General features: G+C 62.3%; 23 protein-coding genes and 2 pseudogenes. 22 read left to right on the top strand and 3 right to left on the bottom strand.

Going from position 1 to position 26,299, the window contains the following annotated elements; all coding sequences use genetic code 11:
- Nucleotides 1-3 precede the first annotated feature (3 nt).
- Genes hisD through FYJ85_RS14085 form a run of 3 tightly spaced genes read right to left on the bottom strand, consistent with a single transcriptional unit; the run spans nt 4 to nt 3,151 of the window.
- The gene (gene hisD, locus FYJ85_RS14095; protein WP_154419279.1) at nt 4-1,293 is read right to left on the bottom strand and encodes a histidinol dehydrogenase; all 1,290 of its coding nucleotides are present in this window, start codon (nt 1,291-1,293) and stop codon (nt 4-6) included.
- Nucleotides 1,290-2,141, bottom strand: a complete 852-nt coding sequence (panC, locus tag FYJ85_RS14090; RefSeq protein WP_106053769.1) for a pantoate--beta-alanine ligase — start codon at nt 2,139-2,141, stop codon at nt 1,290-1,292. Before panC ends, hisD begins: the two co-directional genes overlap by 4 nt.
- Before the next feature lie 2 nt (nt 2,142-2,143).
- Nucleotides 2,144-3,151, bottom strand: a complete 1,008-nt coding sequence (locus FYJ85_RS14085) for a branched-chain amino acid aminotransferase (protein ID WP_206213200.1) — start codon at nt 3,149-3,151, stop codon at nt 2,144-2,146.
- A 231-nt stretch (nt 3,152-3,382) separates the two neighbouring features.
- On the opposite strand from FYJ85_RS14085, the gene FYJ85_RS23185 reads away from it, so the two are divergent.
- The 22 genes and pseudogenes from FYJ85_RS23185 to FYJ85_RS13975 form a co-directional block, all read left to right on the top strand.
- Complete coding sequence (locus tag FYJ85_RS23185; RefSeq protein WP_206213199.1) at nt 3,383-4,015, top strand: OmpA family protein; 633 nt, start codon at nt 3,383-3,385, stop codon at nt 4,013-4,015.
- Nucleotides 4,016-4,157: 142 nt separating this feature from the next.
- Nucleotides 4,158-5,354 (top strand): methionine adenosyltransferase, encoded by a 1,197-nt coding sequence (gene metK, locus FYJ85_RS14075; RefSeq protein ID WP_106053771.1) that lies wholly within the window; start codon nt 4,158-4,160, stop codon nt 5,352-5,354.
- Nucleotides 5,355-5,358: 4 nt separating this feature from the next.
- Nucleotides 5,359-6,378, top strand: coding sequence for an adenosine kinase (locus tag FYJ85_RS14070; RefSeq protein WP_154419278.1), 1,020 nt, complete (start codon nt 5,359-5,361; stop codon nt 6,376-6,378).
- Between the two features lie 5 nt (nt 6,379-6,383).
- Nucleotides 6,384-7,790, top strand: coding sequence for an adenosylhomocysteinase (ahcY, locus tag FYJ85_RS14065; RefSeq protein ID WP_154419277.1), 1,407 nt, complete (start codon nt 6,384-6,386; stop codon nt 7,788-7,790).
- Nucleotides 7,791-7,960: 170 nt separating this feature from the next.
- Nucleotides 7,961-9,691, top strand: a complete 1,731-nt coding sequence (thrS, locus tag FYJ85_RS14060; protein WP_154419276.1) for a threonine--tRNA ligase — start codon at nt 7,961-7,963, stop codon at nt 9,689-9,691.
- 99 nt (nt 9,692-9,790) lie between these two features.
- A complete protein-coding gene (infC, locus tag FYJ85_RS14055) occupies nt 9,791-10,291 on the top strand; it encodes a translation initiation factor IF-3 (protein WP_158704054.1) in 501 nt (166 codons plus the stop codon).
- A gap of 84 nt (nt 10,292-10,375) precedes the next feature.
- Complete coding sequence (gene rpmI / locus FYJ85_RS14050; RefSeq protein WP_106053776.1) at nt 10,376-10,576, top strand: 50S ribosomal protein L35; 201 nt, start codon at nt 10,376-10,378, stop codon at nt 10,574-10,576.
- 25 nt (nt 10,577-10,601) lie between these two features.
- A complete protein-coding gene (gene rplT / locus FYJ85_RS14045) occupies nt 10,602-10,952 on the top strand; it encodes a 50S ribosomal protein L20 (RefSeq protein WP_106053777.1) in 351 nt (116 codons plus the stop codon).
- A gap of 275 nt (nt 10,953-11,227) precedes the next feature.
- Nucleotides 11,228-12,238 carry a phenylalanine--tRNA ligase subunit alpha gene (pheS, locus tag FYJ85_RS14040; RefSeq protein WP_418393268.1) on the top strand — a complete coding sequence of 337 codons (1,011 nt, stop codon included), beginning with the start codon at nt 11,228-11,230 and terminating at the stop codon, nt 12,236-12,238.
- A 23-nt stretch (nt 12,239-12,261) separates the two neighbouring features.
- Nucleotides 12,262-14,643, top strand: coding sequence for a phenylalanine--tRNA ligase subunit beta (gene pheT, locus FYJ85_RS14035; RefSeq protein WP_154419275.1), 2,382 nt, complete (start codon nt 12,262-12,264; stop codon nt 14,641-14,643).
- A 99-nt stretch (nt 14,644-14,742) separates the two neighbouring features.
- Entirely contained in the window at nt 14,743-15,228 is a 486-nt protein-coding gene (ribH, locus tag FYJ85_RS14030; RefSeq protein ID WP_154419274.1) for a 6,7-dimethyl-8-ribityllumazine synthase, read from the top strand.
- The gene (gene nusB / locus FYJ85_RS14025) at nt 15,228-15,743 is read left to right on the top strand and encodes a transcription antitermination factor NusB (RefSeq protein ID WP_106053781.1); all 516 of its coding nucleotides are present in this window, start codon (nt 15,228-15,230) and stop codon (nt 15,741-15,743) included. The genes ribH and nusB overlap by 1 nt, the downstream gene beginning before the upstream one ends.
- Complete coding sequence (gene ftsY / locus FYJ85_RS14020) at nt 15,740-16,678, top strand: signal recognition particle-docking protein FtsY (RefSeq protein ID WP_154419273.1); 939 nt, start codon at nt 15,740-15,742, stop codon at nt 16,676-16,678. The genes nusB and ftsY overlap by 4 nt, the downstream gene beginning before the upstream one ends.
- 16 nt (nt 16,679-16,694) lie before the next feature.
- A complete protein-coding gene (gene ribD / locus FYJ85_RS14015; RefSeq protein ID WP_206213198.1) occupies nt 16,695-17,732 on the top strand; it encodes a bifunctional diaminohydroxyphosphoribosylaminopyrimidine deaminase/5-amino-6-(5-phosphoribosylamino)uracil reductase RibD in 1,038 nt (345 codons plus the stop codon).
- Nucleotides 17,733-17,734: 2 nt separating this feature from the next.
- Nucleotides 17,735-18,385 (top strand): riboflavin synthase, encoded by a 651-nt coding sequence (locus FYJ85_RS14010; RefSeq protein ID WP_106053784.1) that lies wholly within the window; start codon nt 17,735-17,737, stop codon nt 18,383-18,385.
- Nucleotides 18,382-19,155: a hypothetical protein gene (locus FYJ85_RS14005; RefSeq protein ID WP_154419272.1), complete on the top strand. Its 774-nt coding sequence runs from the start codon at nt 18,382-18,384 to the stop codon at nt 19,153-19,155. The genes FYJ85_RS14010 and FYJ85_RS14005 overlap by 4 nt, the downstream gene beginning before the upstream one ends.
- Entirely contained in the window at nt 19,143-19,868 is a 726-nt protein-coding gene (locus FYJ85_RS14000; protein ID WP_177995244.1) for a pyridoxine 5'-phosphate synthase, read from the top strand. The genes FYJ85_RS14005 and FYJ85_RS14000 overlap by 13 nt, the downstream gene beginning before the upstream one ends.
- Before the next feature lies 1 nt (nt 19,869).
- Nucleotides 19,870-21,486, top strand: coding sequence for a murein biosynthesis integral membrane protein MurJ (gene murJ, locus FYJ85_RS13995; protein WP_106053787.1), 1,617 nt, complete (start codon nt 19,870-19,872; stop codon nt 21,484-21,486).
- Nucleotides 21,487-21,816: 330 nt separating this feature from the next.
- On the top strand, nt 21,817-23,016 hold the full coding sequence (locus FYJ85_RS13990) for a substrate-binding domain-containing protein (RefSeq protein WP_206213197.1): 1,200 nt from the start codon (nt 21,817-21,819) through the stop codon (nt 23,014-23,016).
- Nucleotides 23,017-23,044: 28 nt separating this feature from the next.
- A pseudogene (locus FYJ85_RS24455) lies at nt 23,045-23,221 on the top strand (DUF1559 family PulG-like putative transporter); the annotation flags it as partial.
- Between the two features lie 590 nt (nt 23,222-23,811).
- The gene (locus tag FYJ85_RS13980) at nt 23,812-25,704 is read left to right on the top strand and encodes a hypothetical protein (protein ID WP_154419269.1); all 1,893 of its coding nucleotides are present in this window, start codon (nt 23,812-23,814) and stop codon (nt 25,702-25,704) included.
- Nucleotides 25,701-26,299, top strand: a pseudogene (locus FYJ85_RS13975) (hypothetical protein); the annotation flags it as partial. The gene FYJ85_RS13980 and the pseudogene FYJ85_RS13975, both read left to right, overlap by 4 nt.

Here is a 26,299-nt window from a genome sequence, read left to right as displayed (position 1 = left end):
CCCTTACTTCACCCGGATGGTTCCGGCGCGGCCGTGCGCGGCCAGGCTCTCCATCTCGCCGAAGCATTCGACGATGCCCGCTTCGCGCCGCAGCGCCGCCTCGTCGTACTTCACGAGGCTTGTCCGGCGGAAAAAGCTGACCGTCTCCAGCCCGTTGAAGTAGTGCGCGCTCGATGCGGTCGGCAGAACATGCGACGGACCGGCGCAGAAATCGCCGATCGCCTCCGGCGTCCAGGCCCCGAGAAAGATTGCGCCGGCCGCCGTGATCTTCGCCGCGACCGCCTCCGGATTCGCCGTCTGGATTTCGAGGTGCTCCGGCGCGTAGGCGCTCGCCACGCGGGCGGCCTGTTCGAGGTCCGCGACGTGGATCAGGAAAATGCCGCGGGCTTCGACCCGTTCGACCGTGGCGAGCTTCGGCAGCGTCGCCTTCTGGCGCTGGAACGCGGCCTCCACCCGGTCGATCATCGCGCGGTCGGTCGTGACCAGCACCGCCTGCTCAAGTCCGGAGCCGTGTTCGGCCTGGCTCAGCAGGTCGGCCGCGATGAATTCAGGATTCGCTTCCGCATCCGCGATGACGAGGATTTCCGACGGCCCCGCCACCATATCGATCGCGACCTTGCCGTAAAGCAGTTTCTTGGCCGCCGTCACATATGCGTTGCCGGGGCCGACCAGCTTCTCAACCTTGCGGATCGACTCCGTGCCGAGCGCAAGCGCCGCGACACCATATACGCCGCCGAGCCGGTAGATTTCAGTCACGCCCGCCTTGCGCATCGCATAGAGCACGGCCGGATGAACCTTCCCCTCCCGGTTGGCCGGAGTCGCCGCGACGATTTCGCGGACTCCCGCCGCACCGGCAATCCCGGCCGTATGCAGCACGGTCGAAACCAGCGGAGCCGTGCCGCCCGGGATATAGACGCCGACCCGGTCCATCGGAGTGAATTTCTCCCCGAGCATGACCCCGGCACGCGGGGATGCGGACCAGGCGCGCGGCACCGTCGCCAGCGCAAAATCGCGCACCTGCGACAAAGCCGTGTCGATCGCTTTTTTCTCGCGCTCCGAAAGCAGGGCCGCAGCGGCGTCGATCTCCTCGTCCGTCACCCGGAACCGGGCCGGATCGAGTTCGACCCGGTCAAACTTCGCGGCATACTTCACAAGAGCCGCATTCCCCTCGCGGCGGACGTCATCGATGATCGCCGCAACCTGCGGCTCGATCTCCGGCGGATAGCCGGGCCGGTCCGCCAGAGCGCGGAGCTCGTTTTCAAAGCCGGGAGAGTCGTAATAGAGTTTCTTCATTGCTTCACCCAGACCAGTGTATTGTCGATCAGGCGCGTGTTGCCGAAATAGACGGCGAGCGCGACCAGAAGGTCCGCCGTCTTCGCATTCGGCGTCTCAAGCGTCGATGCGTCGAGCGCTTCGACATAATCAATCCGCCCGCCGGCTTTTTCAATTTCATGTTTCATGACCTCAAGCACGGCCGGAATCGCCTCGACCCCGCCGGCGATCAGCGCCGGGCGCGCCGCATCGAGCACGCGCGACAGAATCACCGCGCGCTCCTTCTCATCGGCCGTCAGATAGGCATTGCGCGACGAAAGCGCCAGCCCGCTGTGCTCGCGGATCAGCGGAGCCGCCACGATTTCAACCGGAAAATTCAGATCACGCACCATCCGCCTGATGACCAGCAGCTGCTGGGCGTCCTTCATGCCGAACACCGCGTAATCCGGCAGCGCCAGATTGAAAAGCTTCGCAACCACCGTCGTCACGCCGCGGAAGTGGCCCGGGCGCCGGGCGCCGCAAAGCGGGCGCGACAGCTTCTGCTCCTCGACCACGGTCGACGCGTCGGGCGCATACATCACGCCCGGCTCCGGCGCGAACACCGCATCGGCGCCGTGCTCGGTGCAGAGCTTCGCATCATGCTCGAAATCGCGCGGATACTTGTCGAGATCCTCGGACGGCCCGAACTGAATCGGGTTCACGAAGATCGAGACGATCACGAGATCGGCCTTCTGCCGGGCGATGTCGATCAGCGAACAGTGCCCGGCATGCAGATACCCCATGGTCGGCACGAGCGCGATCGTGCGGCCGGCGCGCTTGTTCGACAGCGCGTAAGCCTGAAGCTCGGCCGGCGTCCTGAAGATTTCCATGATCAGATCTCCGTCAGCCAGCCGTGCCGGTCCGGACGTTCGCCGACCTGAACGCCGGTCATCTCGTCATACAGTTTCTTCAGCTGCGGTCCGATTTCGGTGAAATGGTAGTCGATCACCTCGTCGCCGTTGAAAATGCGTCCCACCGGAGTCAGCACCACGGCGGTGCCGCAGGCCGCGACCTCCGCGAAATCGGCAAGCTCCGACGCGCGGATCTTGCGCCGCTCGACCGGCATGCCGAGGTCGGCGGCCAGCGTCATGAGCGAGTTGTTCGTGATCGAAGCGAGGATCGAATCCGATTCGCTCGTGACGTATTTGCCGTCCTTCGTGATTGCGAGGAAGTTGCTCGTGCCGAACTCGTCGATGAACGTGTGCGTGGCCGGGTCGAGGAACAGTGCGACCGCGCAGCCGCGCTCCTTCGCCTGCTTGCTCGAGATCAGGCTGGCCGCATAGTTGCCGGCCGCCTTGATATGCCCGGTGCCGTGCGGGGCGGCGCGGTCGTAGTCGCGCGAAATCATCGCGTCGACCGGCTTGATGCCGCCCTTGTAATAGGCGCCGACCGGCACGACCATGATGATCAGCTCATATTCGAGGCTCGCGCCGACGCCGATCTGCGGCGTGGTGCCGAACATGACCGGACGGATGTAGAGCGCGCCGCCGGTGCCGTAGGGCGGCACGAAGTCGGCATTGTCGCGCACGACGGTCTTCACCGCCTCGACGAATTTGTCGACCGGAAACTCCGGCATCAGCAGGTGGCTCGCGGAACGGTTCAGCCGCCTGCCGTTCTCTTCCGGGCGGAAGATGCGGACTTTGCCGTCCTTGCAGCGGAACGCCTTGCCGCCTTCGAAAATCGCCTGGCCGTAATGGAATGCGTTGGCCGCGACGCTTACGGTGATGTCATAGGAGCCGGTAAGCGTACCGTCATCCCACTTCCCGTCCGCGTAATGGAACCGGATGTTGCTCCGGGCCGGCATGAATTTGAATCCGAGATTTTCCCAGTCGATGTCCATGATCAGATGCCCTCCAGACTGCATGTTTCACGTATCAGAGGAAAATATAGCAGAGTTCAGGCGTAATATCAAGATTTTTTTTATGCATAAACCCGCGCGGGAGAAAGAATCGCAAAAAAAACATCTTTATTGTCGGAAAAAGATTGGAATTTTCATATTTCAAGTCTATTTTAAATGGCAAAACGAATTTGCCACAGTCCACAGGATTGCATTTCAGGAGGGAAACGAATTATGATGAAGCATTTCTTGAGTTCAGCCGTCATCGTCGCACTGCTCGGCCTCGGCGGAGCCGGCTGCAGTCTGTTCAGCAACGATACGCCGGAAGAAAATACCACGATGGTGGAAGAAGCGTTCGATGATCCGGCCGGCGGCTTCAACCAGACCGGCCTCGGCGGCACCCCGGGTGATCCGTTCGGACCCGGAGCGGCCTCCGGATGGTCCGACGGAGCCAATGACGGAATCAACGCCGGCAAGACCGATCCGGACGGCTGGACCGAAGCCGACCCGACCGGCAACCGCCTCAATATGCCGATCATCTATTTCGCGTATGATTCGGACGTGCTCGTGCCGTCCGAACAGAACAACCTCGACCGCATCGCCGATTACCTGAAGCAGAATCCGACGCTCGGGCTCCTGATCGAAGGCCACTGCGACCAGCGCGGCACCGAAGAGTACAACCGCGCGCTCGGCGAACGCCGCGCGAATGCGATCCGCGCCTACCTGGCCGGCCGCGGGCTGGCCGACCACCGGATGAAGACGCTCAGCTACGGCAAGGACAAGCCGGCCGTCGAAGGCTCGGGCGAAGCCGTCTGGGGCCAGAACCGCCGCGGCGTTCCGGTCCCGATGCGGATGCCGCAGCGCTGATCAGCCTCCGCAAGATGCGTTTTTCCAGCAGCTTTTAAGCCCGCAGAAGCCCGCTCGTCCGGTTGTTCATCCGACCGGCCGGGCGTTTTGCGTTATCACGAAACAATATGAAAAACCACTCAATATCAGGAGTTAATCTAGAATGAGCAAGATCCATACCGATCACGTCTTCACCTCCGAGTCCGTTTCCGAAGGACATCCGGACAAGGTCTGTGACCAGATTTCCGATGCGATTCTCGACGCCTGTCTCATGCAGGACCCGGACAGCCGCGTCGCCTGCGAGACGCTGACCACCACGAACCTCGTCGTCATCTCCGGTGAAATCACCACCAAGGCGAAGATCAACTGGCAGGAGATCGCGCTCGACGCGGTCCGCAAAATCGGCTACAACGACCCGAACGTCGGCTTCTGCGCCGACGAGGCGAAGGTCATGGTCTGTGTCCACAAGCAGTCCCCGGACATCTCCCAGGGGGTGACCGAAGGTCAGGGCATGTTCACCGAGCAGGGCGCCGGCGACCAGGGCATGATGTTCGGTTATGCGTCGAACGAGACTCCGGCCCTCATGCCGGCCCCGATCTACTACGCGCACAAGATCGTCGAAGAGCTAGCGCGCCTCCGCCACACCGAGCCTGAAAAGTACCGTTACCTGCGTCCGGATTCGAAGAGTCAGGTTTCGATCCGCTACTCCCAGGGCAAGCCGGTCGCTGTGACCGCCGTGGTGGTTTCGCACCAGCACACGCCGGATATGGAGCACAGCTGGCTCGAAGCTCTCGTCAAAGAGGTCGTCAGGAAGGTCGTTCCGGCCGAGCTGCTGAACGACGACATCGTCTATTACGTGAATCCGACCGGCCGCTTTGAGATCGGCGGCCCGCACGGCGATACCGGCCTCACCGGCCGCAAGATCATCGTCGACACCTACGGCGGCGTCGGCAGCCACGGCGGCGGCGCGTTCTCCGGCAAGGACCCCTCGAAGGTCGACCGGTCGGCCGCCTACATGTGCCGCTACATCGCGAAGAACATCGTCGCGGCGGGGCTGGCCGACAAGTGCGAGGTTCAGGTCGCCTACGCGATCGGCGTGGCCGAACCGCTGTCGATCAACGTCGACACCTACGGCACCGGCAAGCTCAAGAGCGACCAGGATCTCGAGAAAGTCATCCGCAAGGTGTTCAGCCTGAAGCCGGCCGCGATCGTCAAGGCGCTCGGGCTCAAGAACCCCGGCAAGGGGTGGAGCTATGCGGACACGGCGGCCTACGGCCATTTCGGCCGTCCGCAGTTCCCGTGGGAGAAGACCGACAAGGTCGAAGAGATCAAAGCCGCGGCGGCGGAATATCTGAAGTAATCAAATGAGTATTCTGCACGGGCGCAACTCCGAACAGGGAGGCGCATTTCAACTGCTCGGCGTCGGTTCGCCGCTTCTGGACATTCTCGTTCAGGTGGACGATGCGTTTCTCGGCACCATCCCCGGAGAAAAAGGCGGGATGGTCATGGTCGATGCGGAGTTCCAGCGGTCGGTGCTCGACCGGCTGCCGGTTGAACCGCGGCTGGTTCCGGGCGGTTCGACCGGCAACACCGTGTTCGGCCTGGCGCGCCTCGGCGTGCCGGCCGCGATGCTCGGCAAGCTCGGCGACGACGAGCACGGCCGGTTCTACCGCCGGAAGCTGCGCGAACTCGGCGGCTCCGACGAGGCGTTCATCGCCACAGCCGAGATGCCGACCGGCACCTGCCTCTCGATGATCACGCCCGATGCGGAGAGGACCATGCGCACGGCCCTGGGCGCGTCGCTGCTGCTGCGGACCGACGAAGCCGAAGCCGTCGATTTCACGAAGTACGATTTCGTCTATATCGAGGGGTACATGTTCTATTCGGCGATCATGCCGACCGTGCTCCGGAAGGCGAAGGAGGCGGGCTGCCGGATCGGTGTCGACCTCGCAAGCTTCGAGGTCGTCCGCGACTTCAGGGAGAGTTTGCCGTCGATCCTCCGGGAGTACGTCGACGTGATCATGGCGAACGAAGAGGAAGCGGCCATGCTGCTCGGCGACATCCCGGTCGCGGAGCAGCTCGACACGCTCGCTTCGTGGTGCGAAGTCGCGGCGATCAAGCTCGGCAGACAGGGCGCGGTCGTGAAGTCCGGCAACGAAACGGCGCGGGTTCCCGCGCAGCTGGTTGCCGATCCGGCCGACACGACGGCGGCGGGCGACCTCTGGGCGACCGGGTTTCTGTACGGATTGTACGAGGGGAAAAATCTGGCCGAGTCCGCCTTCTACGGCGCGCTGGTCAGTTCCGAAGTCGTCAAGGTGGTCGGCTCCGAAATTCCGGAGGAGCGCTGGCGCGAAATCAAACGCAGGATGAATGAAGGAAACTGAAGAGTATGGATTACAAGGTGAAAGACATCGGCCTGGCCGATTTCGGCCGGAAGGAAATTGAAATCGCCGAGCAGGAGATGCCGGGCCTCATGGCCACGCGGGCCAAATACGGCCCCAGCCGGCCGCTGAAGGGGGTCAAGATCATGGGCAGCCTCCACATGACCATTCAGACCGCCGTGTTGATCGAGACGCTGAAAGCGCTCGGTGCGGACGTCCGCTGGGCGAGCTGCAACATTTTTTCGACGCAGGACCACGCTGCCGCGGCCATCGCGGCGGCCGGCGTTCCGGTCTTCGCCTGGAAGGGCGAGACGCTTGAGGAGTACTGGGAGTGCACCTACCGGGCGCTGACCTGGCCGGACGGCTCCGGCCCGGACCAGATCGTCGACGACGGCGGCGACGCGACGCTGTTGATCCATCGCGGCTTCGCGGCCGAAAACGATGCATCGATCCTCGACACGCCGACCGATGTGGCCGAGCTGAAAATCATCAATGCGCTGCTGAAGAAGGTTCTCGCGGAGGACCCGACCCACTGGCACCGGGTCGCCGCGAACGTGAAGGGCGTTTCGGAAGAGACCACCACCGGAGTCCATCGCCTGATCCAGATGCAGGCGAAGGGCGAGCTGCTTTTCCCGGCGATCAACGTGAACGATTCGGTCACCAAAAGCAAATTCGACAATATCTACGGCTGCCGCCACAGCCTGACCGACGGCATCAAGCGCGCGCTCGACGTCATGCTTTCCGGCAAGACGGTCATGGTCTGCGGCTACGGCGACGTCGGCAAGGGGTGCTCCGAGGCGATGCGCAACGAGCGCGCCCGCGTGATGGTCAGCGAAATCGACCCGATCTGCGCGCTGCAGGCGTGCATGGCCGGATTCCAGGTCTGCACGGTCGAAGACGTGCTGCCGTACGCGGATCTCTACGTCACGACCACCGGCAACTGCCGGATCATCACGGCCGAGCACATGTCGAAGATGAAAGACCAGGCGATCGTCTGCAACATCGGCCACTTCGACGACGAAATCGAGGTTGCGAAACTCGAGAGCTGGCCGGGAATCAGGAAGACCGTCATCAAAGGCAGCGAATGCCCGGTCAGCCGCTTCACCTTCCCGGACGGGCACTGCATCTACCTGCTGGCCGAAGGGCGGCTCGTGAACCTCGGCTGCGCGACCGGCCACCCGTCGTTCGTGATGTCGAACAGCTTCACGAACCAGACGCTCGCGCAGATCGACATCGCCCGCAACGCCGGGCGCGAGGTCGGCGTCTACCTGATCGAGAAGAAACTCGACGAAGAGGTCGCCCGGCTCCACCTCGAAAAACTCGGTGCGAAGCTGACGAAGCTCACCCCGGAACAGGCCGGCTACATCGGTGTGCCGGTCGAGGGACCGTACAAGCCGGAGAGCTACCGTTACTGACCGTCCGCCCGGACCGGCGGACGTTGACGATAAGGTGTCATGATGAACAGAAAGTTGAAATCAACCGAGAGAGGATTCCCCCGCGTCACCGACGCGGGCGTGACCGGGCGCGGAAATCGCACCGTGTTTGATTCCGTACTGATCGATTGATTGACTGAAGGACTTTAAAAATGAGCAACTACCCGTTGGATACGATCCGCCACAGCGCGGCCCATGTGATGGCCGCGGCGGTCCAGAAACTTTATCCGGATGCGAAGTTCGACATCGGCCCCGCGACCGAAAACGGCTTCTACTACGACTTCGACATGGAGCATCGCCTGGTCAATGAGGACCTGAAGGAGATCGAGAAGCAGATGAAGAAGCTGATCGGCCGCAAGCTGCCGTTCGAGCACTTCGAGCTCCCGCGCGCCGAAGCCGAAAAGATGCTGAAGGAGGCCGGACAGCCCTACAAGCTCGAGCGGCTCGCCGATATTCCGGAAGGCGAGAAGATCGGTTTTTACAAGACCGGCGACTTTGTCGACCTCTGCCGCGGCCCGCACGTCGCGAACAGCGGCGACATCGGCGCCGTGAAGCTGCTGTCGATCGCCGGAAGCTACTTCCGCGGCGACGAGAAAAACAAAATGCTGCAGCGCATCTACGGCACCGCCTTCGCAAGCGAGGAGGAGCTCAAAGAGCACATCCGCATGCAGGAGGAAGCGGCCAAGCGCGACCACCGCAAGCTCGGACAGGAGCTCGACCTCTTCAGCTTTTCGGAAAACGTCGGGCCGGGCCTCGTGCTCTGGCATCCGAAGGGGGCGTTCATCCGCCACACCTTCGAAACGTTCTGGAAGGAAGAGCATTACAGGAACGGCTACCAGCTGCTCTACACGCCGCACATCGGCCAGAGCATTCTGTGGGAGACGAGCGGACACCTCGATTTCTACCGTGAAGGCATGTATTCCTCGATGCAGATCGATGAAAAGGATTACTATGTCAAGCCGATGAACTGTCCGTTCCACATCGAGGTCTACCAGTCGCGGCTGCGCTCCTACCGCGAGCTGCCGTTGCGCTGGGCCGAGCTCGGCACGGTCTACCGTTACGAGAAGTCCGGCGCGCTGCACGGGCTGCTGCGCGTCCGCGGCTTCACGCAGGACGACTCGCACATCATCTGCACTCCGGAGCAGATCGAGGATGAAATCGCCGAAGTGCTGCGCTTCAGCCTCTACATCTGGAAATGCTTCGGTTTTACCGAAATCAAGCCGTATCTCTCGACCCGCCCGGCCAAGGCGGTCGGCGAACCGGAGCGCTGGGAAAAAGCGATCACCTCGCTGCAGAAAGCGGTCGACAAGCTCGGGCTCGACTGCGAAGTCGACGAGGGCGGCGGCGCTTTCTACGGCCCGAAGATCGACCTGAAAGTCAAAGACGCGATCGGCCGCGAATGGCAGACCGCGACGATCCAGTTCGACTTCAATCTGCCGGAGCGGTTCGACATGACCTACATCGGCGAGGACGGCAAGAAGCATCGGCCGTACATGGTGCACCGCGCCCTGATGGGCTCGCTCGAGCGGTTCTTCGGAATCCTGATCGAGCAGTATGCGGGGGCGTTCCCGATGTGGCTTGCGCCGGAACAGGCCCGGCTGCTGCCGGTGTCGGAGAAGCAGCTCGACTACGCGAAGCAGGTCGAACTTGAGCTGCGCCGGAAGGGGTTCCGGGTCGAAACCGATGTCCGGGCCTCGAGCCTCGGGGCGAAGATCAAGGATGCCCGCAACGCGCGCATTCCGTATCTGCTCGTCGTCGGCGAACGCGAAGCGGAGGAGGGCGCGGTTGCCGCCCGCAGCCGCCGCGAAGGGGAACTCGGAACGCTTTCGATCGAACAACTTGCGGAAAAAATGCGTTTCGAGGTTGAAAATAAGATTGTTTAAAGTATTGTATTGAATACGACAAGCCGCGCCGGTGTGATTCCGGCGCGGAAGCATAGCAGATGACAAGCTGTTTGGAAGGAGGGTATCGCTATTGCTAAGTTGTTGAAACCCAATGATCGTACATTCACTGCGGATCAAGTCCGTCTGATCGGGCCGGAAGGCGAACAGATGGATGTGGTGCCGCTGGCGAAGGCGCGTGAGCTGGCGCAGGGTGCCGGCCTGGACCTGGTTCTGGTATCGGACCGTTCCACGCCGCCGGTGGTCCGCATCATGAATTTCGGCAAGCTTCAGTATGAGCAGAAGAAAAATCTGAAGACGCAGCGCAAGAATTCCGCTGCCCAGAAACTGAAGGAAGTCAAATTTCACGTCAACATCGACAGTCACGATTATGAGACAAAGATCAAGCATGCGCTTGACTTTTTGGGAAAAGGGTGTAGATTAAAAGTCACTCTGGCACTTCGCGGCCGCGAAATGGCCCATCAGGATCTGGCTTACCAGCTGATGGATCAGGTCATGGCCGAGCTGGCTCCGCATGCGGACGCCGACGGGAAACCGAAGATGCTCGGGAGAAATATTTCCGTGAATTTCGCTCCCAAATAAGGGGAGGAGCGAACCGCCGCAGCCGGTGGCGCATTGACCGGCTCGGCGGAGAACAATCCTTGATTATCAGGAAGGAACCGAACAATGCCGAAGCTGAAGACCAGAAAATGTGCCGCCAAGCGGCTCAAGCAGACCGGAACCGGCAAGTTCCGGCACCACAAGGCGGGCGCCCGACATCTGAAGTCGTCGAAGAACGCCAAGCGCCGTCGTCGTCTCCGTCAGGACGGAGCCGTGAAGTCGACCGAAATGAGCCGGATCAAGGCCGCGCTCCCGTACGGTCTCTAATCAACAACGACGGAGGAATTCAGAAATGTCGAGAGTCACTTATGCCGTGCCGTCGCGCAAGCGCCGCAAGCGTACGCTGGAACGCGCCAAGGGTTTCTACGGGAACGCGAGCAAGAACATCCGCACCGTTTACGATGCGGTCGACAAGGCGGGCGTTCACTCGTACAAGGGCCGCAAGCAGAAGAAGCAGCAGTACCGCGGTCTCTGGATCGTGCGCATCAATGCGGCCTGCCGCGCGCTCGATGTGAACTACAGCAAGTTCATGAACGGGCTCAAGAAGGCGAACATCGAGCTGAACCGCAAGGTTCTGGCCGATCTCGCGGTCAACGAACCCGCGGAGTTTAAGGCCCTGGTGGAAAAAGTCACCCAGGCCTGAGGCTCGTAATACATGCTGATACAGCTTGAAGGTGGTGACTTTTTTCACCGGCTTCAAGCTGTTTTTGCTTTTCATGCAGGGCCGATTTCAACAGGGAACGGGAACATGCCGTACGGAACAAAGCGATTTAGCTGCCGCCGCCTGATGCACCGAGGGCGCCCCGCCGGGGCGAATTCGGGTCATCCGGCGGCGGGAAGATTTGCCGGAACTCGGAATTGAGCCGCCGCAGGCGGCATGATGGATATACTTCAGGAACAGAAAATCTTATGAATGCGATTATCGAAAAAATCAACCGGGCGCTGAGCGAAGCGTCGGCGCAGGCCGCCGCCGCGGGAGACGCCGCCGCCGTCGAACAGATCCGGATCGACTATCTCGGACGGAACGGGCTGTTCCCGGCCCTGTCGAAGGAGATGGGGAGCGTCGCGCCCGAAGAACGCAAGGAGACCGGTCGCGCCTTCAACGAAGGCCGCAACAAGATCCAGGCCATGATCGACGAGGCGACGGCCCGGCTCGCCGCCGCGCCGGAGACGGCGGCGGATGCGATCGACCTTTCCCTGCCCGGACGGCGCTGGAGCTGCGGGCACAAGCACCCGGTCACAATCGTCGCGGACGAGTGCGCGAACCTTTTCCGCCGCATGGGCTTCATCGTTTCGGAGGGGCCCGAGATCGAGGACATCTTCCACAACTTCGATGCGCTGAATACGCCAATGGATCACCCGTCGCGCGATCCGCAGGACACGTTCTATTTCGACGACGGCCGCATCCTGCGCACGCAGACCAGCCCGGTGCAGATCCGCACGATGGAGTCGCACGAGCCGCCGGTCCGCATCGTCGCGCCGGGGCGCGTGTTCCGCCGCGATACGCCGGACGCGACCCACGGCATGAACTTCCACCAGATCGAAGGGCTCTACATCGACCGGAACGTTTCGATGGCCGACCTCAAGAGCGTGCTGCGCACCTTTGCGACCGAGATGTACGGGCCGAAGGTGAAGATCCGGCTGCGGCCGCACTTCTTCCCGTTCACCGAACCATCGGTCGAATATGATTTTTCCTGCATCATGTGCGGCGGCAAGGGCTGCCCGGTCTGCAAGAACTCGGGCTGGATCGAAATCGCCGGAGCCGGCATGGTCGATCCGAACGTGCTCAAGAACGTCGGTTACGACCCCGAAATCTGGAGCGGCTACGCGTTCGGCCTCGGAATCGAACGGCTCGCGATGCTGCGCTACCGGATTCCGGACCTGCGGTATCTGTATGAAAACGACGTCCGTTTCCTCGAACAATTCTGAACCGACATGAGGACCCACTCAAAATGAATATTTCGCGCAACTGGCTGGCCAAATACGTCACGATCGACTGCGACCTCGCGACTCTCTGCGACAAGCTGACGATGGCCGGAATCGAAGTCGAAGCCGTCGAAACGGCCGGAACCGTTCCGGCCGGCGTGGTCGTCGGCAAAATCCTGACCCGGGCGCCGCACCCCGATTCGGACCATATGTCGGTCTGTACGGTCGATACCGGCAGCAGCACGCTGCAGATCGTCTGCGGCGCGCCGAACTGCGACCCCGGCAATGTCGTTCCGGTCGCCACGATCGGAACCGTCTTCCATACGCCGGAGGGCGATTTCAAAATCAAGAAGTCGAAGCTCCGCGGCATCGAGTCGCAGGGGATGATGTGCAGCGAGAAGGAGCTCGGGCTCTCCGACAATCACGACGGCCTCATGCTGCTTGCCGCCGATACCGAGCTCGGGCTGCCGGTCGAAACGCTGTTTCCGGGGGACACCCGGATTGAGATCGAAGTCACGCCGAACCGTCCCGACTGGCTTTCGATGTGGGGCGTCGCGCGCGATGTCTCCTGCCTGCTCGGCACCGAGGCGAAGCTGCCGGAGGTGAAGGTGCCGCCGTGCACGATTCCGGCTCCGGGCCTGGTCACGGTCGAAGCGCCGGACCTCTGCCGCCGCTACACCGGGCGGCTGATCCGCAACGTGAAGGTCGGCCCGTCTCCGGAGTGGCTGCAGAAGGCGCTCGAGAGCGTCGGGCTGCGCCCGATCAACAATGTGGTCGACGTGACGAACTACGTCATGATGGAGCTCGGCCAGCCGCTGCATGCGTTCGACCGCTCAAAGCTCAGGGAGGGGCGCGTCGTCGCCCGCCGCGCAAAGTCCGGGGAGACGATCACCACGCTCGACGGCAAGACCCTGACGCTCGAACCGCGCCACCTCGTGATCGCCGACGCCGAAAAGCCGATGGCGCTCGCCGGCGTGATGGGCGGCGAGTTCTCCGGCGTGACCGAGGCGACGACTGATGTGCTGCTGGAGAGCGCGGTTTTCTTCTCGTCGAACATCCGCGCAACGAGCCGCGAGCTCGGCATCTCGAGCGACTCGAGCTACCGTTATGAACGCGGCGTCGACTGGGATATGGCGGAATTCGCCTCGAACCGCGCGGCGCAGCTGATCCTCGAAACCGCGGGCGGAGAGCTCGGCAGCGAACTCGTCGACGTGAATGCTGGGCGGCCGGAGGAGAAAGTGATTCCTTGCCGGTTCGACCGGGTCCGCGCGCTGATCGGCACACAGGTGTCGAACGAACGCATCGTCGAAATCTTCCGGGCGCTGCATCTGAAGGTCGATGAGGTGACCGATACCGGCTGTACCGTCACGGCGCCGCTCTTCCGACTCGATCTCGAACGCGAGGCGGACCTGATCGAAGAGGTCGCCCGCATCGACGGGCTCGACAAAATTCCGGAGATTCCGGTCACCGGCAAACTCTGCGCCTCAATCCGCGAAGACGCCTACCTGCCGCTCGAAACCATGCGGAACAAAATCATCGCGACCGGCTTCTGCGAGTGTCTGCATTACAGCACCGTGAACCGTGAATCGGCGCTTTCGGACAGCCGGTTCGGCGAAGCGGACCTGATCCGTCTCTCGAACCCGATCAGCCTTGAGCTTGCCATCATGCGCCCGAGCCTGCTCGGCGAAATGCTCGGCACGCTCGAGCGGAACATCTCGCGGCGAAACCTGACCCAGAAACTGTTCGAAATCGGCAAGGCGTTCTGCCGGAATCCGGAACTGTTCCCGGAAGAGCGGTTTGAGCTCTGCATGGCGCTGACCGGGCTGAAGCATCCGGAGCGCTATTCGGACGAACAGAAGCTCCAGTATGATTTCTACGACCTCAAGGGCGCGCTCGAATCCATTTTCGAGCTCATGAACATCAAGCGGTACCGGTTTGTGCCGGCCGACGATGCGCGGTTCCGGAAGGGACATGCCGCCGAAGTCCAGATCGAAGGGAAGAAGGCCGGCATGTTCGGCGAGCTTTCGCGCAATCTCACGAAGGGATGGCGGACGACCTATCCGGTCTTCGCCGCCCAGCTCGACGCGGCGGTGCTGCTCGGAGCCGATCACGGCGCCGGCTACTATGTGCCGTTCTCGCTGTTCCCGGCGACGAGCCGCGATGTGGCGTTCGTCGCTCCGGCCGGCCTGACCCATGCGGACGTGCTGGAATTCATCCGCAGAGCGAAACCGGCCGACCTCGAATCGGTCCGGCTCTTCGACATCTTCGAAAAGGACGGCCGGAAAAGCATGGCCTACCAGCTGACCTTCCGCAACGGCGAACGGACGCTGACTGACGCGGAGGTGAACGCGCGCTTCGAAAAGCTGCGCGAAAAACTGAAGAACGAGCTCAAGGTGGAATTGAGATAACAGTCGCGCCGCCGCGGGAGAAACCGGCGGCGGCGCAATGCCACGGCGGCGGCGCCGGGTTGATTGATAACGACAACAGCAATCTGAAAGGTGTTACGGATGAGCAACAGCAAAAGTGCCGGAACGGTTTTTGAAGGGAATCTCGACGCGAAGGGCCTCAAGTTCGGGATCGTCTGCGCCCGGTTCAACGATTTCTTTGTAAGCAAGCTGCTGGACGGCGCGATGGATGCGATCGTCCGCCACGGCGGAGACGCGGCGGATGTGGCCGTGGCCTATGTTCCGGGATCGTACGAGATCCCGTTCGCGGTGAAGAAGCTGCTTCAGACCGGAAAATTCGATGCGGTTCTCGCGCTCGGCGTGGTTATCCAGGGCGCAACGCCGCACGCGGGCTACATCAACTCCGAAGTCGCCAAGTGCCTCGCGCAGCTCGGGCTCGAATCCGGCACGCCGGTCACCTACGGCATGATCACGGCCGAGAATCTCGAGCAGGCGATCGAGCGCAGCGGAACCAAGGCCGGCAACAAGGGCGTCGATGCCGCTGTTGCCGCGATTGAAATGGCGAACCTCAGCAAGGCGATCCGGTGATGTTCGACGACGACTGCAGTGAAAAACCCGGTCCGGTTCCCCACGCGAAGCGGATCGGCCGCGAGCTGGCCATGCAGTATCTGTTCCGCTGCGACATGCGGCACGAACTGCCGGACGCCGTGACTTTCGGCCTTTTCTTCGACCAGATCAGGGCGGAACACGACCTGAAGGAGAACCGGCTCGGCCGCAAGGCGAGGGAGTATGCGGAAAAGCTCTACCTCACCGTCGCGCTGAACGGCGAAGAGATCGATGCGACGATCCGGAAACGCACCGAGAACTGGGACCTCGAGCGGATTTCGCTCGTCGACCGCAATATCATGCGCATCGCGGTCGCGGAAATGCTCTATATGGAGGATGTCCCGCCGGTGGTCAGCATCGACGAAGCGGTCGGCATCGCGCGCGACTATTCGGGGGAAGAGGCCGGCAACTTCATCAACGGCGTCCTGAACGGCGTCAAGGACACCCTGAAGCGGAATCCGCGCGGCGACAGGCAACCGAAAGGCGGGCAGGAATGAAATCGATCTTCTCGATCTTCAAACGGGGACTCGAAAAAACCACCACCAAAGTAGCCCGGACGATCGGCTCGATCTTCACCGGCGTCAAGGCGCACAGCGCCGAAAGCTTCGACGAGCTCGAAGAGCTGCTGATCGCGGCGGATTTCGGTGTGCCCGCATCGCTCCGCATCGTCGGCGAAATCCGGGACCGGTATGAACGCGGCGCCATCGCGACCAACGCCGATCTCGCCCGGATCGCCTCCGAAACCGTCAAGGACATCCTGCGCCAGCGTGCAAGAGCGATCCATACCGGGGAGCCCGGCAAACCGACCGTGATCCTGATGGTCGGCGTGAACGGCAGCGGCAAGACCACGACCATCGGCAAGCTTGCGGCACGGTTCCGTGCCGACGGCAGGCGCGTGGTCCTTGCGGCCTGCGACACGTTCCGCGCCGCGGCGGTCGAGCAGCTCCAGCTCTGGGGAGAGCGGACCGATTCGCAGGTCGTTTCCGCCAAGCACGGCGCCGATCCGGCCAGCGTCGCCTATGACGCGACCCAGGCCGCTCTCGCCCGCAATGCGGACTATCTGCTGATCGACACGGCCGGGCGCCAGCACAACCAGAAGGGGCTGATGGACGAACTCGCGAAGATCCGCCGTTCGATCGAAAAGGTTTACCCGGGCGCGCCGCACGAAGTCTGGCTGACCGTCGACGCGAGCCTCGGCGGCAATGTGCTGAACCAGGCGCGCGAATTTTCGAAAACCACCGGCGTGACCGGGCTCGTGCTGACCAAGCTGGACGGAACCGGCAAGGGCGGCATGGTCGTCGCGCTGCACCAGGAGTTCGAGCTGCCGACGTTTTTCATCGGGCTCGGCGAGCAGCCGGAGGACCTGCAGCCGTTCAGTCCCGAATATTACGCCGACGCCCTGTTCGGCGAAGAGGCCCCGCGCGAAGAGTGAGGAGAAGAAGCAAGCGATGAGTGAAGACAGTACCGATCGATTATTCATGCAGGAGGCGCTCGGCCTCGCCCGGATGGGCTGGGGGCTGACCAGCCCGAATCCGATGGTCGGCGCCGTCGTCGTGCGCGACGGCGTCATCATCGGCCGCGGTTACCATTTCAAGGCCGGGGAGGCCCATGCCGAGGTCAACGCGTTCGCTGACGTGGCCCGCCACGGCTTCGACGCGAAGGGAGCGACGCTCTATGTGACGCTCGAGCCATGCTGTACGACCGGGCGGACGCCGCCGTGTACCGATGCGATTCTGGCCAGCGGCGTCAAACGGGTCGTCATCGGTTCGTCCGACCCGAATCCGCACCACGCCGGGCGCGGCATCGAGCTTCTGCGGGCGGCCGGCATCGAAGTCACGGTCGGCGTCGAGCAGAGCGCCTGCAGCGAGCTGAACCGGCCGTTCTTCAAGTGGATCGCAACCGGAAAACCGTTCGTAATTCTGAAAATGGCGATGACGCTCGACGGCAAGATCGCGACCGCCTCCGGCGAATCGAAATGGATCACGGGGCCGGAAGCGCGGCGGCGGGTTCAGGCGCTGCGCCGCCTCAGTGACGCAATCATGGTCGGCGGCGAAACCGTGCGGCAGGACCGGCCGCAGCTGACGGTGCGCGAGCCGGATTCGTGGCCGCGGCAGCCGCTCCGGATCATCGCAAGCCGCAGCATGGATGACGAAGAGGTCGCGTTCTTTTTTCCGGACGGCAATGCCGAACGCGTCGAACTCGAGACGAACGAGGAGTGGCACAGCCTGATGGTCCGCCTCGGCGCGCGCAACATCACCTGCCTCCTGATCGAAGGCGGCGGCGAGCTCGCGGCGGCGGCGATCGACGCGGGCGTGGTCGATACGGTCGAATTCCATATCGCGCCGAAGCTGCTGGGCGGCCGCGACAGCCGCCCTGTGCTCGGCGGGAACAACCCCGAGTCGATGGAGTTCGCGCGCAAGCTGCACAATGTAAAAGTGACTCATTACGGCGAGGATATCGCCATATCCGGAGATCTGGAGGAATAACGATGTTTACCGGCCTGGTGGAAATGACCGGCGTCCTGGTCAATCTGCATGGGGAGCACCTGACGCTGCGCCCGTCGAAACCGTTTGCGGATCCGCAGTACGGCGAGAGCGTCGCGGTCAACGGCTGCTGCCTGACGCTTGAGCGCGAGCTGCCGGGCGGCACGCTCGAATTCTTCACCCTGGCCGAAACCCAGCGGCGGACGAATCTCGGCAGGCTCAAGCCGGGATCGCTGCTGAACATCGAACGCGCGCTCCGCGTCGGCGACCGGCTCGGCGGGCACATCGTCTCCGGCCACATCGACGCCGCCGCCCCCGTGCTGGATTACCGGAAGATGCCGGACGGCGACTTTGAGCTCCGCGTCGCGCTGCCGGAGCTGCTTGCGCCGGAACTCGTCGAAAAGGGGAGCATCGCAATCGACGGCGTGTCGCTGACCGTGATCGAGGTCGGCGGCGATTTCTTCACGGTGCGGCTGATCCCGGTCACCCGCAGCGACACGGCCCTCGTCGAACGGACGCCGGGCTCCCTCGTCAATCTCGAAGGGGATGTCATCGGCAAATATGTGCGCCGCCAGTTCGAACTGCGTTCCGGCCGGGCGCCGGAGCCGAAGTCCGACATCACGATGGACACTTTGCGGGAAGCGGGGTTCCTATGAATCCGCCGGTCGAATTCGGCGTGGTCTTCTCCAGCGAGGACGGCTTCGCCCGGATGCCGGAACCGTACCCGAAAGGGCTCGCCTTCCTCGCCGTGCCGGGCGGTGCGTTCGACAGCGCCGAACTGCGCATGAAGCTGCACAGGATCGCTTCCGGCAAGGTCGCGATCGTTCCGCGCGAACTCGTCGCCTACGAAATCGCCGCGCTGCTGCCGGAGCAGAACACGGCGCTCAGGATCGAATTCGCCCGTTTTTTCCGGGCGCGCTGCAAGCGTGCGCTCGAACTGCGGTGCTCCGAGGTCGGGCTCCGTTTCGACTGGGAACGCATGTTCCGGGAGCCGGCCTACCGCGACGCCCTGGTCCTGCTGTTGCACGGCAGTTTCGGCATTCTCGACGAATACCGCCTGAAGCTGCGCCTCGGCGTCCGGCTGCCGGGAAATGCGGACTCTTATGTGCGGCTGCTCCGCGACCTGCTGTATCCCGGCATCTCGCTTTCGCTCGAATGTACGCCGGGAGCACCGGACAGGGAGGCGCTTCACCGTCTCCGCTTTTACAGTGACTTTTTCGCGCTTCACCCCGAGCCCGAAACCGGGAGCGGATGGAGCGCTGACGATATCAGAACCCTCGTCGAAGCGGCGGGCGGCCTTGCGGCCCGCCCCCGCCGCATCGGGATCGTGACCGACGACATCCAGTCCGCCGCGGCGCTCGCCGCGGGGTACAACCGTCCGGCCGCAGCTGAAACTGCGCAAATAGAAGGAGAATCATCATGCTGAAGCTCGGAGTGAACATCGACCATATCGCCACCGTGCGGCAGGCGCGCAAAGCCGCCGCCCCGCGGCCGCTCGAAGGCGCCCTCCTCGCGGAGAAGGCTGGAGCCTGGGGCATCACCGCGCACCTGCGCGAGGACCGCCGCCATATCCAGGACGCCGACATCCGCGAACTCGCCGCCCATGTGAAGAATCTGAATATGGAGATGGCGGTCACCGGCGAGATGGTCCGCATCGCCTGCGAGGTCAGGCCGCACAGCAGCTGCCTCGTGCCGGAGAAACGCCAGGAGCTGACCACTGAAGGCGGCCTCGATGTCGCCGGGCAGCTCGAAAAGGTCGCGGCGGCGGTGGAGAAGCTTCATGCGGCCGGCATTGTCGTCAGCCTTTTCATCGATCCGGAATTCGACCAGCTTGATGCAGCCGCGAAAGCCGGCGCGGACTATGTCGAGCTTCATACCGGCACCTATTCGAACGCCGCCGGCGCGGAGCGGCGAAAGGAGCTCGACCGCCTGATCGCAGCCGCGGAACATGCGCACAAGCTCGGACTCTCGGTCAATGCCGGACACGGCATCGACTACGAAAACATCGCCGGAATCCTCGAAATCCCGCACCTTTCGGAGCTGAACATCGGCCATTCGATCGTCGGCCGCGCCATCATGACCGGCATGGAGCAGGCCGTCCGCGAAATGCTCGACGCCATGAAACCCTACGCGAAGTGACATGAACACAGGCGGCGGACACGGCATCCTCAAAAGCTCGCTCGGCGTATCGGCCGCGACGCTTCTGTCGCGCGTGCTCGGGCTCGTGCGCGTCATGCTTGAAGCGCGCGTGCTCGGCGGCGACGCGATTGCGAGCGCCTGGGGGCTTGCGTTCGCGATTCCGAACACGTTCCGCCGGCTGCTCGGCGAAGGGGCGCTCGGAACCGCCCTGATTCCGCTCATCTCCGAAACCGATGCAAAATCCGGGCCGGAGCAGGTCCGCCGCGAGCTCGGCATCGTCTTTTCGGTGCTTTCGCTGATTCTCGCCCTCGTGGTGGCGGTCGTCGCCGGAGGAGCGCTCGGGCTGCGCCGCCTTGCCCTCACCGGCTCCGTGCAGGAGTTCCTGCCGGTACTGGCCAGCGAACGCGTCCAACTGGCGCTCATGATCCTGCCGCTGCTGATGCCGTATGCGTTCTTCATCTGCCTTGTCGGCGCGATCGGCGCGGTGCTGAACACGCGGAAGATCTTCGTGCTGCCCGCGCTCGGCGCACTGCTGCTGAATTTTTTCCTGATCGGCGGCCTCTACGCGGCTTTCCGCCGCGGCCTGGCCGGAACTGAGCTGGTCGGTTTCCTCGAGTTCCTTTCGGTCCTCGTCCTCATCTCCGGCGCAATTCAGCTTGCGCTCATGCTGCTGCTGCTCTGGAAAGCCGGACGGTTTCCGGCCATGTCGCGCAAAGCCTTCCGCGAAAGCGGCATTCTCGGGCGGCTCTGGCGGCTTGTGCTGCCCGGCATGATCGGTGGAGCCGCGCTGCAGATCAGCTTCCTCGTCGACCGCGCGCTGGCGATCTGCCTCGGCCCTAAAGCGGTTCCGGCGCTCAACTACGTGGACCGCATCATCGACCTGCCGATCGGCATCTACGCCATCGCGCTCGGCTCGGTGCTGACCGCGACGATGTCGCGGGCCGCCGCGCGCGGCAATCTCGACGAAATTTCGCACGACCTCACCTTCAGTTTGCGGCACGTCTATTTCCTCTGCGTTCCCATGGCGGTCGGAGTCATCTTTTTCTGGGAACCGATGATCCGCATCCTCTGCCTCGGCGGAAACTATACCGAAGAGGACCTCATGGCCGCCCGCATGGTCGCGATCTTCTACGGCGCCGGAATTCCGGCCTTCTGTTCGATCAAGGTGCTTCTCGCACCGTTCAACGCCCGCAAGATGATGATGACCACGCTGCGTTATTCGCTGATCGCCATCGGCTGCAACATCGTGCTGAATTTGATCCTGATGTGGCACCTGAAGCAGGGGGGCATCGCGCTCTCCACCGTGCTCGCCTCGATGCTGAACAACACGCTCCTGCTGCGCCACCTGCAGAAGGAGGGGATTCCGCTCGGCAGCCGCAGCATCATCCGGACCTTCGCCCGCTCGCTCGGCGTCGCGCTTGCCGCCGGGACGCTGCTTTACTGGCTCTACCCGCTGCTCCGCATCCGGTTGACCTTCCGCCACGTCGGGGAGTTTCCGGCCTTCGCGGTGCTCGGCGTGCTGTTCCTCGTCCTCTACTTCGGCGGAAGCCTGCTCTGCCGTGCGCCGGAGCTCCCGGAACTCTTCAGCGTCATGCGGCGCGGCAAGCATTCCGCATAGACCGCGTGTCCGCTCCGCGCCCCGGCGGGAACGGCGGCGACAATGCGGCTCCTGCTGTTATCCCGCGTTTCCGCCCGGAGAAAAACGTATTGAAGTTTTTCCTTCCGCCGTCTCCCGATACCGCGCCATAAACGGCGCGGCCTTTCATCTTCTGGTATTTTTTTCGACGCAATAAATTGATTTTCAAGTCGATGCGACACAATATACTATTACCCATAAGCATACCATAATATCGATAAAATAGCATGTTCGGGGTATTGACATCCGCCTTGCATTCCGGTATAATAATTAATACCGAAACAGCCGTCAATTAAATAAATGGTTTGCCAGATGATCGAAAAAAGATACATGCCGACGATCAAACTCAACCGCGGCGGCGCGGAACCGCTTCATCTGCAACTGAGCCGCGGAATCGTCGAAGACATTTTCCGAAGCCGCCCGCTGCCGGGACGCCCTTTTGTTTCGGAACGGCAGCTGGCGGAATCGCTGATGCTGAACCGCAACACGGTTCACCGTGCCTATGAACAGCTTATCAGCGATGGAATTCTGCATTTGCCGGACGGGCGCAGAACGATCTGCATCGCTCCGCATGCACTTACCCGGGTCATTCCGCCTTTCCCCTCGATCGGCATCATTCTGCCCCGGCAATTCTCGGTGTTCGCGGGCGGAGACACCCCAACACCGCTGAAATACCTGAGCGGAATTTTCGACCGGGCGGCTGAACTCGGATACGCCCCGATGCCGTTGCTGCTGCCCCCTCCGGAAACACCGGATGCCGAAGTGCGCGAATGGCTGAAAAATATGCTGTCGCGCCTGACGGCGATGATCCACCTCGGCGATCGCGGATTCACACCCGACCGTCCGCTCGAGCTGACTCTGACGGAGAATTTTCTGCCGCAGATCTTCATCTCCGGCTATTCGCACGATGTGCGGATCGCCTCGGTGGTCTGCGATCTTGAAGGCGCATTCGCCGCCCTGACCGGATACCTGAAGGAGAATGGCCACCACCGCATCGGAGTCATCGGCGAATGTTTCGAGCCGAATCCTTATTTCAACTACACTTACCGCAGCCGCACCGCCCGCTCCATCGACGCCCTCCGCCGGAACGGGATGGAACTGCGCGATGAATGGATTCTGCGGATTCCGCAGCTCTCCTCCCCCCTGGAACCGCTGAGGGACATGCTTCAAGCCTGCGGAAAAGAGCTGCCGGGCGTCTTCTTCTGCAGCAACGACGCCACCGCCGAACGGACGTTCACGGCATTGCGGGAGCTGGGACGCAAGGTTCCCGGCGAATTCTCCCTGGTCGGCGCCGACGATACCGGCATTGCGGAAAAAATGCCGGTTCCCCTGACCACGCTGAAAGTGCCGATGTACGCGATCGGCCGCACCTCGGTCGACCTGGCGCTCGAACGCTTCTACAACGGGCCTGCCGAAGAAACACGGCTCAGAAAGATCCCGTCGACGCTTGTCCTCCGGTCATCGGTCAAACCGCAGGGAGAGCATTCCGCATTCCCCGAACGCTTACCATAAACAACTCACCATCGAACGGAGGGAAATCATGAATCCAAAGCGTTTCACACTGATCGAATTGCTGGTCGTGATCGCGATCATCGCAATTCTGGCGGCGATGCTGCTGCCGGCCCTGCAGCAGGCAAGGGAGAGCGCGCGGTCAACCTCATGCAAAAATAACCTCAAACAGCTCGGACTGGCATTGGACTCCTATTCGAACGACTACAACGACCTCGTCTGCCCGATGCGAAACCGTCAGCGCTGGGCGGGCGACGTATGGGCCGGGATGCTCTGGGATGCAAAATATGTCGGCACCTATAAGCTCTTCCTCTGCCCGAGCCATACCGCACCGGCGGCGCCGGCCGATCCGGCCTCTCCGACCGCCGATGAATTCTACCTGCAGACCAGCTACGGGCTCAACGGCGACACGTTCGGCAACGGCAGCGAGGATACGAATTACTGGGGAGGCTTCTGCCGGCAGGGAATCAAGCGGACCGCCATTGCAAGCTTTCGGGAACGCTCCCCCGATCTCCTCTGGGTGCATGACAGTCGCGCGGCACTCGGCGGCGCCGCCGACATGGGCTCCTACATGCGTTATCGCCACAACGGAAACAGAGTCTGCAATATGCTGGCTTTCGGCGGGCATGTCACGACGATCCGGAATCCGCGCCCCGGAATCGAAGAGGGCATCAACTCTTCGATTCCGATCGCCCGCTACCGCCGCCCGGCCTGGGTCAGCCAGGGCGGAGGACGCGGTGCATTTTCCCGGATCGGAGATTAACCCGAACATCCAACTGCAGGAGCGTGGAAACCATCATGAAATTTCGCAATCTTCTGAAAATTCTGTCACTGGCAGCCGCCATAGGCGCGGCAGCGGCGGACGGCGGCGGCAACCTGATCAGGAACGGCACGTTTTCCAAACCGTGCCGGCTCCCCGGCATCCCGCATGAATGGGAGGTCCAGCGCCCGAACCCAAAGGGCGGAGAGACCGAGACGAAGCTCGACGGCGGAGGCTTCCTGCTCTATTTCACGGGCCCCGAATATGTCGACCAGATTCGAATCAAACAGTCGCTGAAGCTCGAACCGGGCAAAGTCTACGAATTCCAATATGATTACCGTTCACGGCTCGACGCCGGCCTGAAGGCGGACGCAACCTTCTGGGGAACCGGCGTATTCATGCGTTCCTGGTGGCAGGTTCCGAGCGAGAAGTGGACCACTGTCCGCGGTTTGTTCGCAATGGCGGACAACGTCGACGGGAACGTGATCCTGACTTTGCAGAACCGCTCCCGGATCAAGCTCTGGTACCGCAACATCATCCTCAAGCCGACGGAGCTGGCGAAAGAGGACATTCCGAAGCTGATTCCGGAATTCAAAGTCCACTCAGTCGAAAGCGATGATGTCTTCATCCTGCCGGATACGAAAAAGAAGAGCGCAGATTTCATCGTCAATGGATTTTCGGACGAAAATTTAAAAAAGTTCCGTATCGAAGCCGACTATTACCCGACGCCGGAACGCATGGTCCGCTGCCGGGTGGCGGGACGGAACATCTTCGTTCCGATGTCCGCTGTTCCGGACGGCGAATCGACCTTGATCGGCAAGCTTTACAGCAAAGCCGACAACGCGCTCATCGCTACCGCGCAGGTCAGGCTGCAGCGTGTCATGAAGCTGCCGGCCGGAGTTGATTTTTCAACCCCCGCCGAAGTCAGGCTGGAGGACGGACGCAAATTCTTCCCGGTCGGCATCTATGCCGGAAACGGCTGGAATTTTTCGCCCGCGGAACTGGTCAAAAACGGTTTCAATGTGATCCACACCTATGCGACCAACCGCCGCGATGTGGACAAAGGCGATGAAGAGGGACGCGCCAGAAACCTGAAGCTGCTGGACGACGCCCGGAAACTCGGCGCCCGCGTCATGGTTCAGCTTCCGCATGACTACACGGAAAAAGCCGGAGAATCCGCCAGGCTGCCGCACTGGCTCGACGTCTACAAAGACCATCCCGCGCTTTTCGGTTATTACGTCGACGAAACCCGTTCGATCAAGAACACGCCGTACCCGGTCATCAAGGCGGCCTATGATGCGGTCAGGCGCCATGATCCCGCCCATAAATGGTTCTCCTACGAAGGGCCTGACCCGAACCTGCGCGACAGCATGGATGCGATCATTTACGGAGTCACCGGTCCCGAAGCGGTCAAGCTCTGCATGCTGAACCTCGGACCCGACAAACCGGTCATCCATTGTTACGGCCAGAAGGATTTCATGGCGCAATCCGCAACATCGCTCGACTACAACCAGTCCAATTTCGTCATGCCGGTGATCTGGGGCGCACGGGGAATTTTCTATTTCACTTATTCCAATTTGCGCGACAGGAAAGTCAATCCCCGATGCGCAGAACTGAAACCGCGCGTCCTCGATACGGCCCGCCGCTTCGGGGAAATCTCGCAATCCATCGTCGCCGGTGATCCGCTGCCGAAATGGAGCGACACCGTGAAGACCACCGGGAAACTGGAATACAAAGCTTTCGCGGATCAGGGCGCATGCTATATTTTCTGCGGCGTCGCCGCAGACAAGGAGACGGGCGGGACGCTGACTTTCACGCCTCCGGCCGGAAAACGGCTCCGCGATGTACTGAACGACAGGCCGTATCCGAATACCGGGGAACTCAAGCTGGAGCTTTCCCCCGGACAAGCGCGGATCATTGAAGTCAAATGAGGAAGCGGTTCGCCATAATCGCGCTCCTGCTCGGGCTCGCGTCGGCGTACACCGCGCTGACGCCGGGGGAGAGGGAGGCGCGGCCGTCGATCTCCTGGACGGCGGGACTTTCGCAGGACCGGGTCGAACAGGTCGCGGCGTTTCACGAGTGGATGAAGAAAACCGGGCGCGTGGACGAAAACGGCGAACCGCTCTTCACCGTGAAGCTCGAGACTGCCGACAACCAGAGCACGCTGATCCAGGCGGTCTCCGGCATGGCGGGCGACCTGATCGACCATGTTCCCGTAAAGCGGTTCGCGCCGATGGGCGTGCTTGAGGACATCACGGAATTCGCCCGCGAAAACGGCCTCGACCCCGGCAGCAACTACGGCGCGGCGGGCGATCTGCTGATGTACGGCGGCAGACAGTACGCCTACGCCTGCAACCTCGCGGCCCCCGCCCTCCTCTGCAACGCGGATCTGTTCCGCAAATACGGCATGGAGCCGCCGCCGGAGGAGTGGACGCCGGAAGAGTTTGAATCGATCGGTCTCGAATTCATCCGGCGCGCGAACGAAGGGCGCCCCCGGCAGGAGGTGTTCTTCGCCGGAGCCATGCC

The sequence above is a fragment of the Victivallis lenta genome, assembly GCF_009695545.1.
Lineage (GTDB): Bacteria > Verrucomicrobiota > Lentisphaeria > Victivallales > Victivallaceae > Victivallis > Victivallis lenta.
This window is presented reverse-complemented; position numbering and strand designations above follow the sequence as displayed.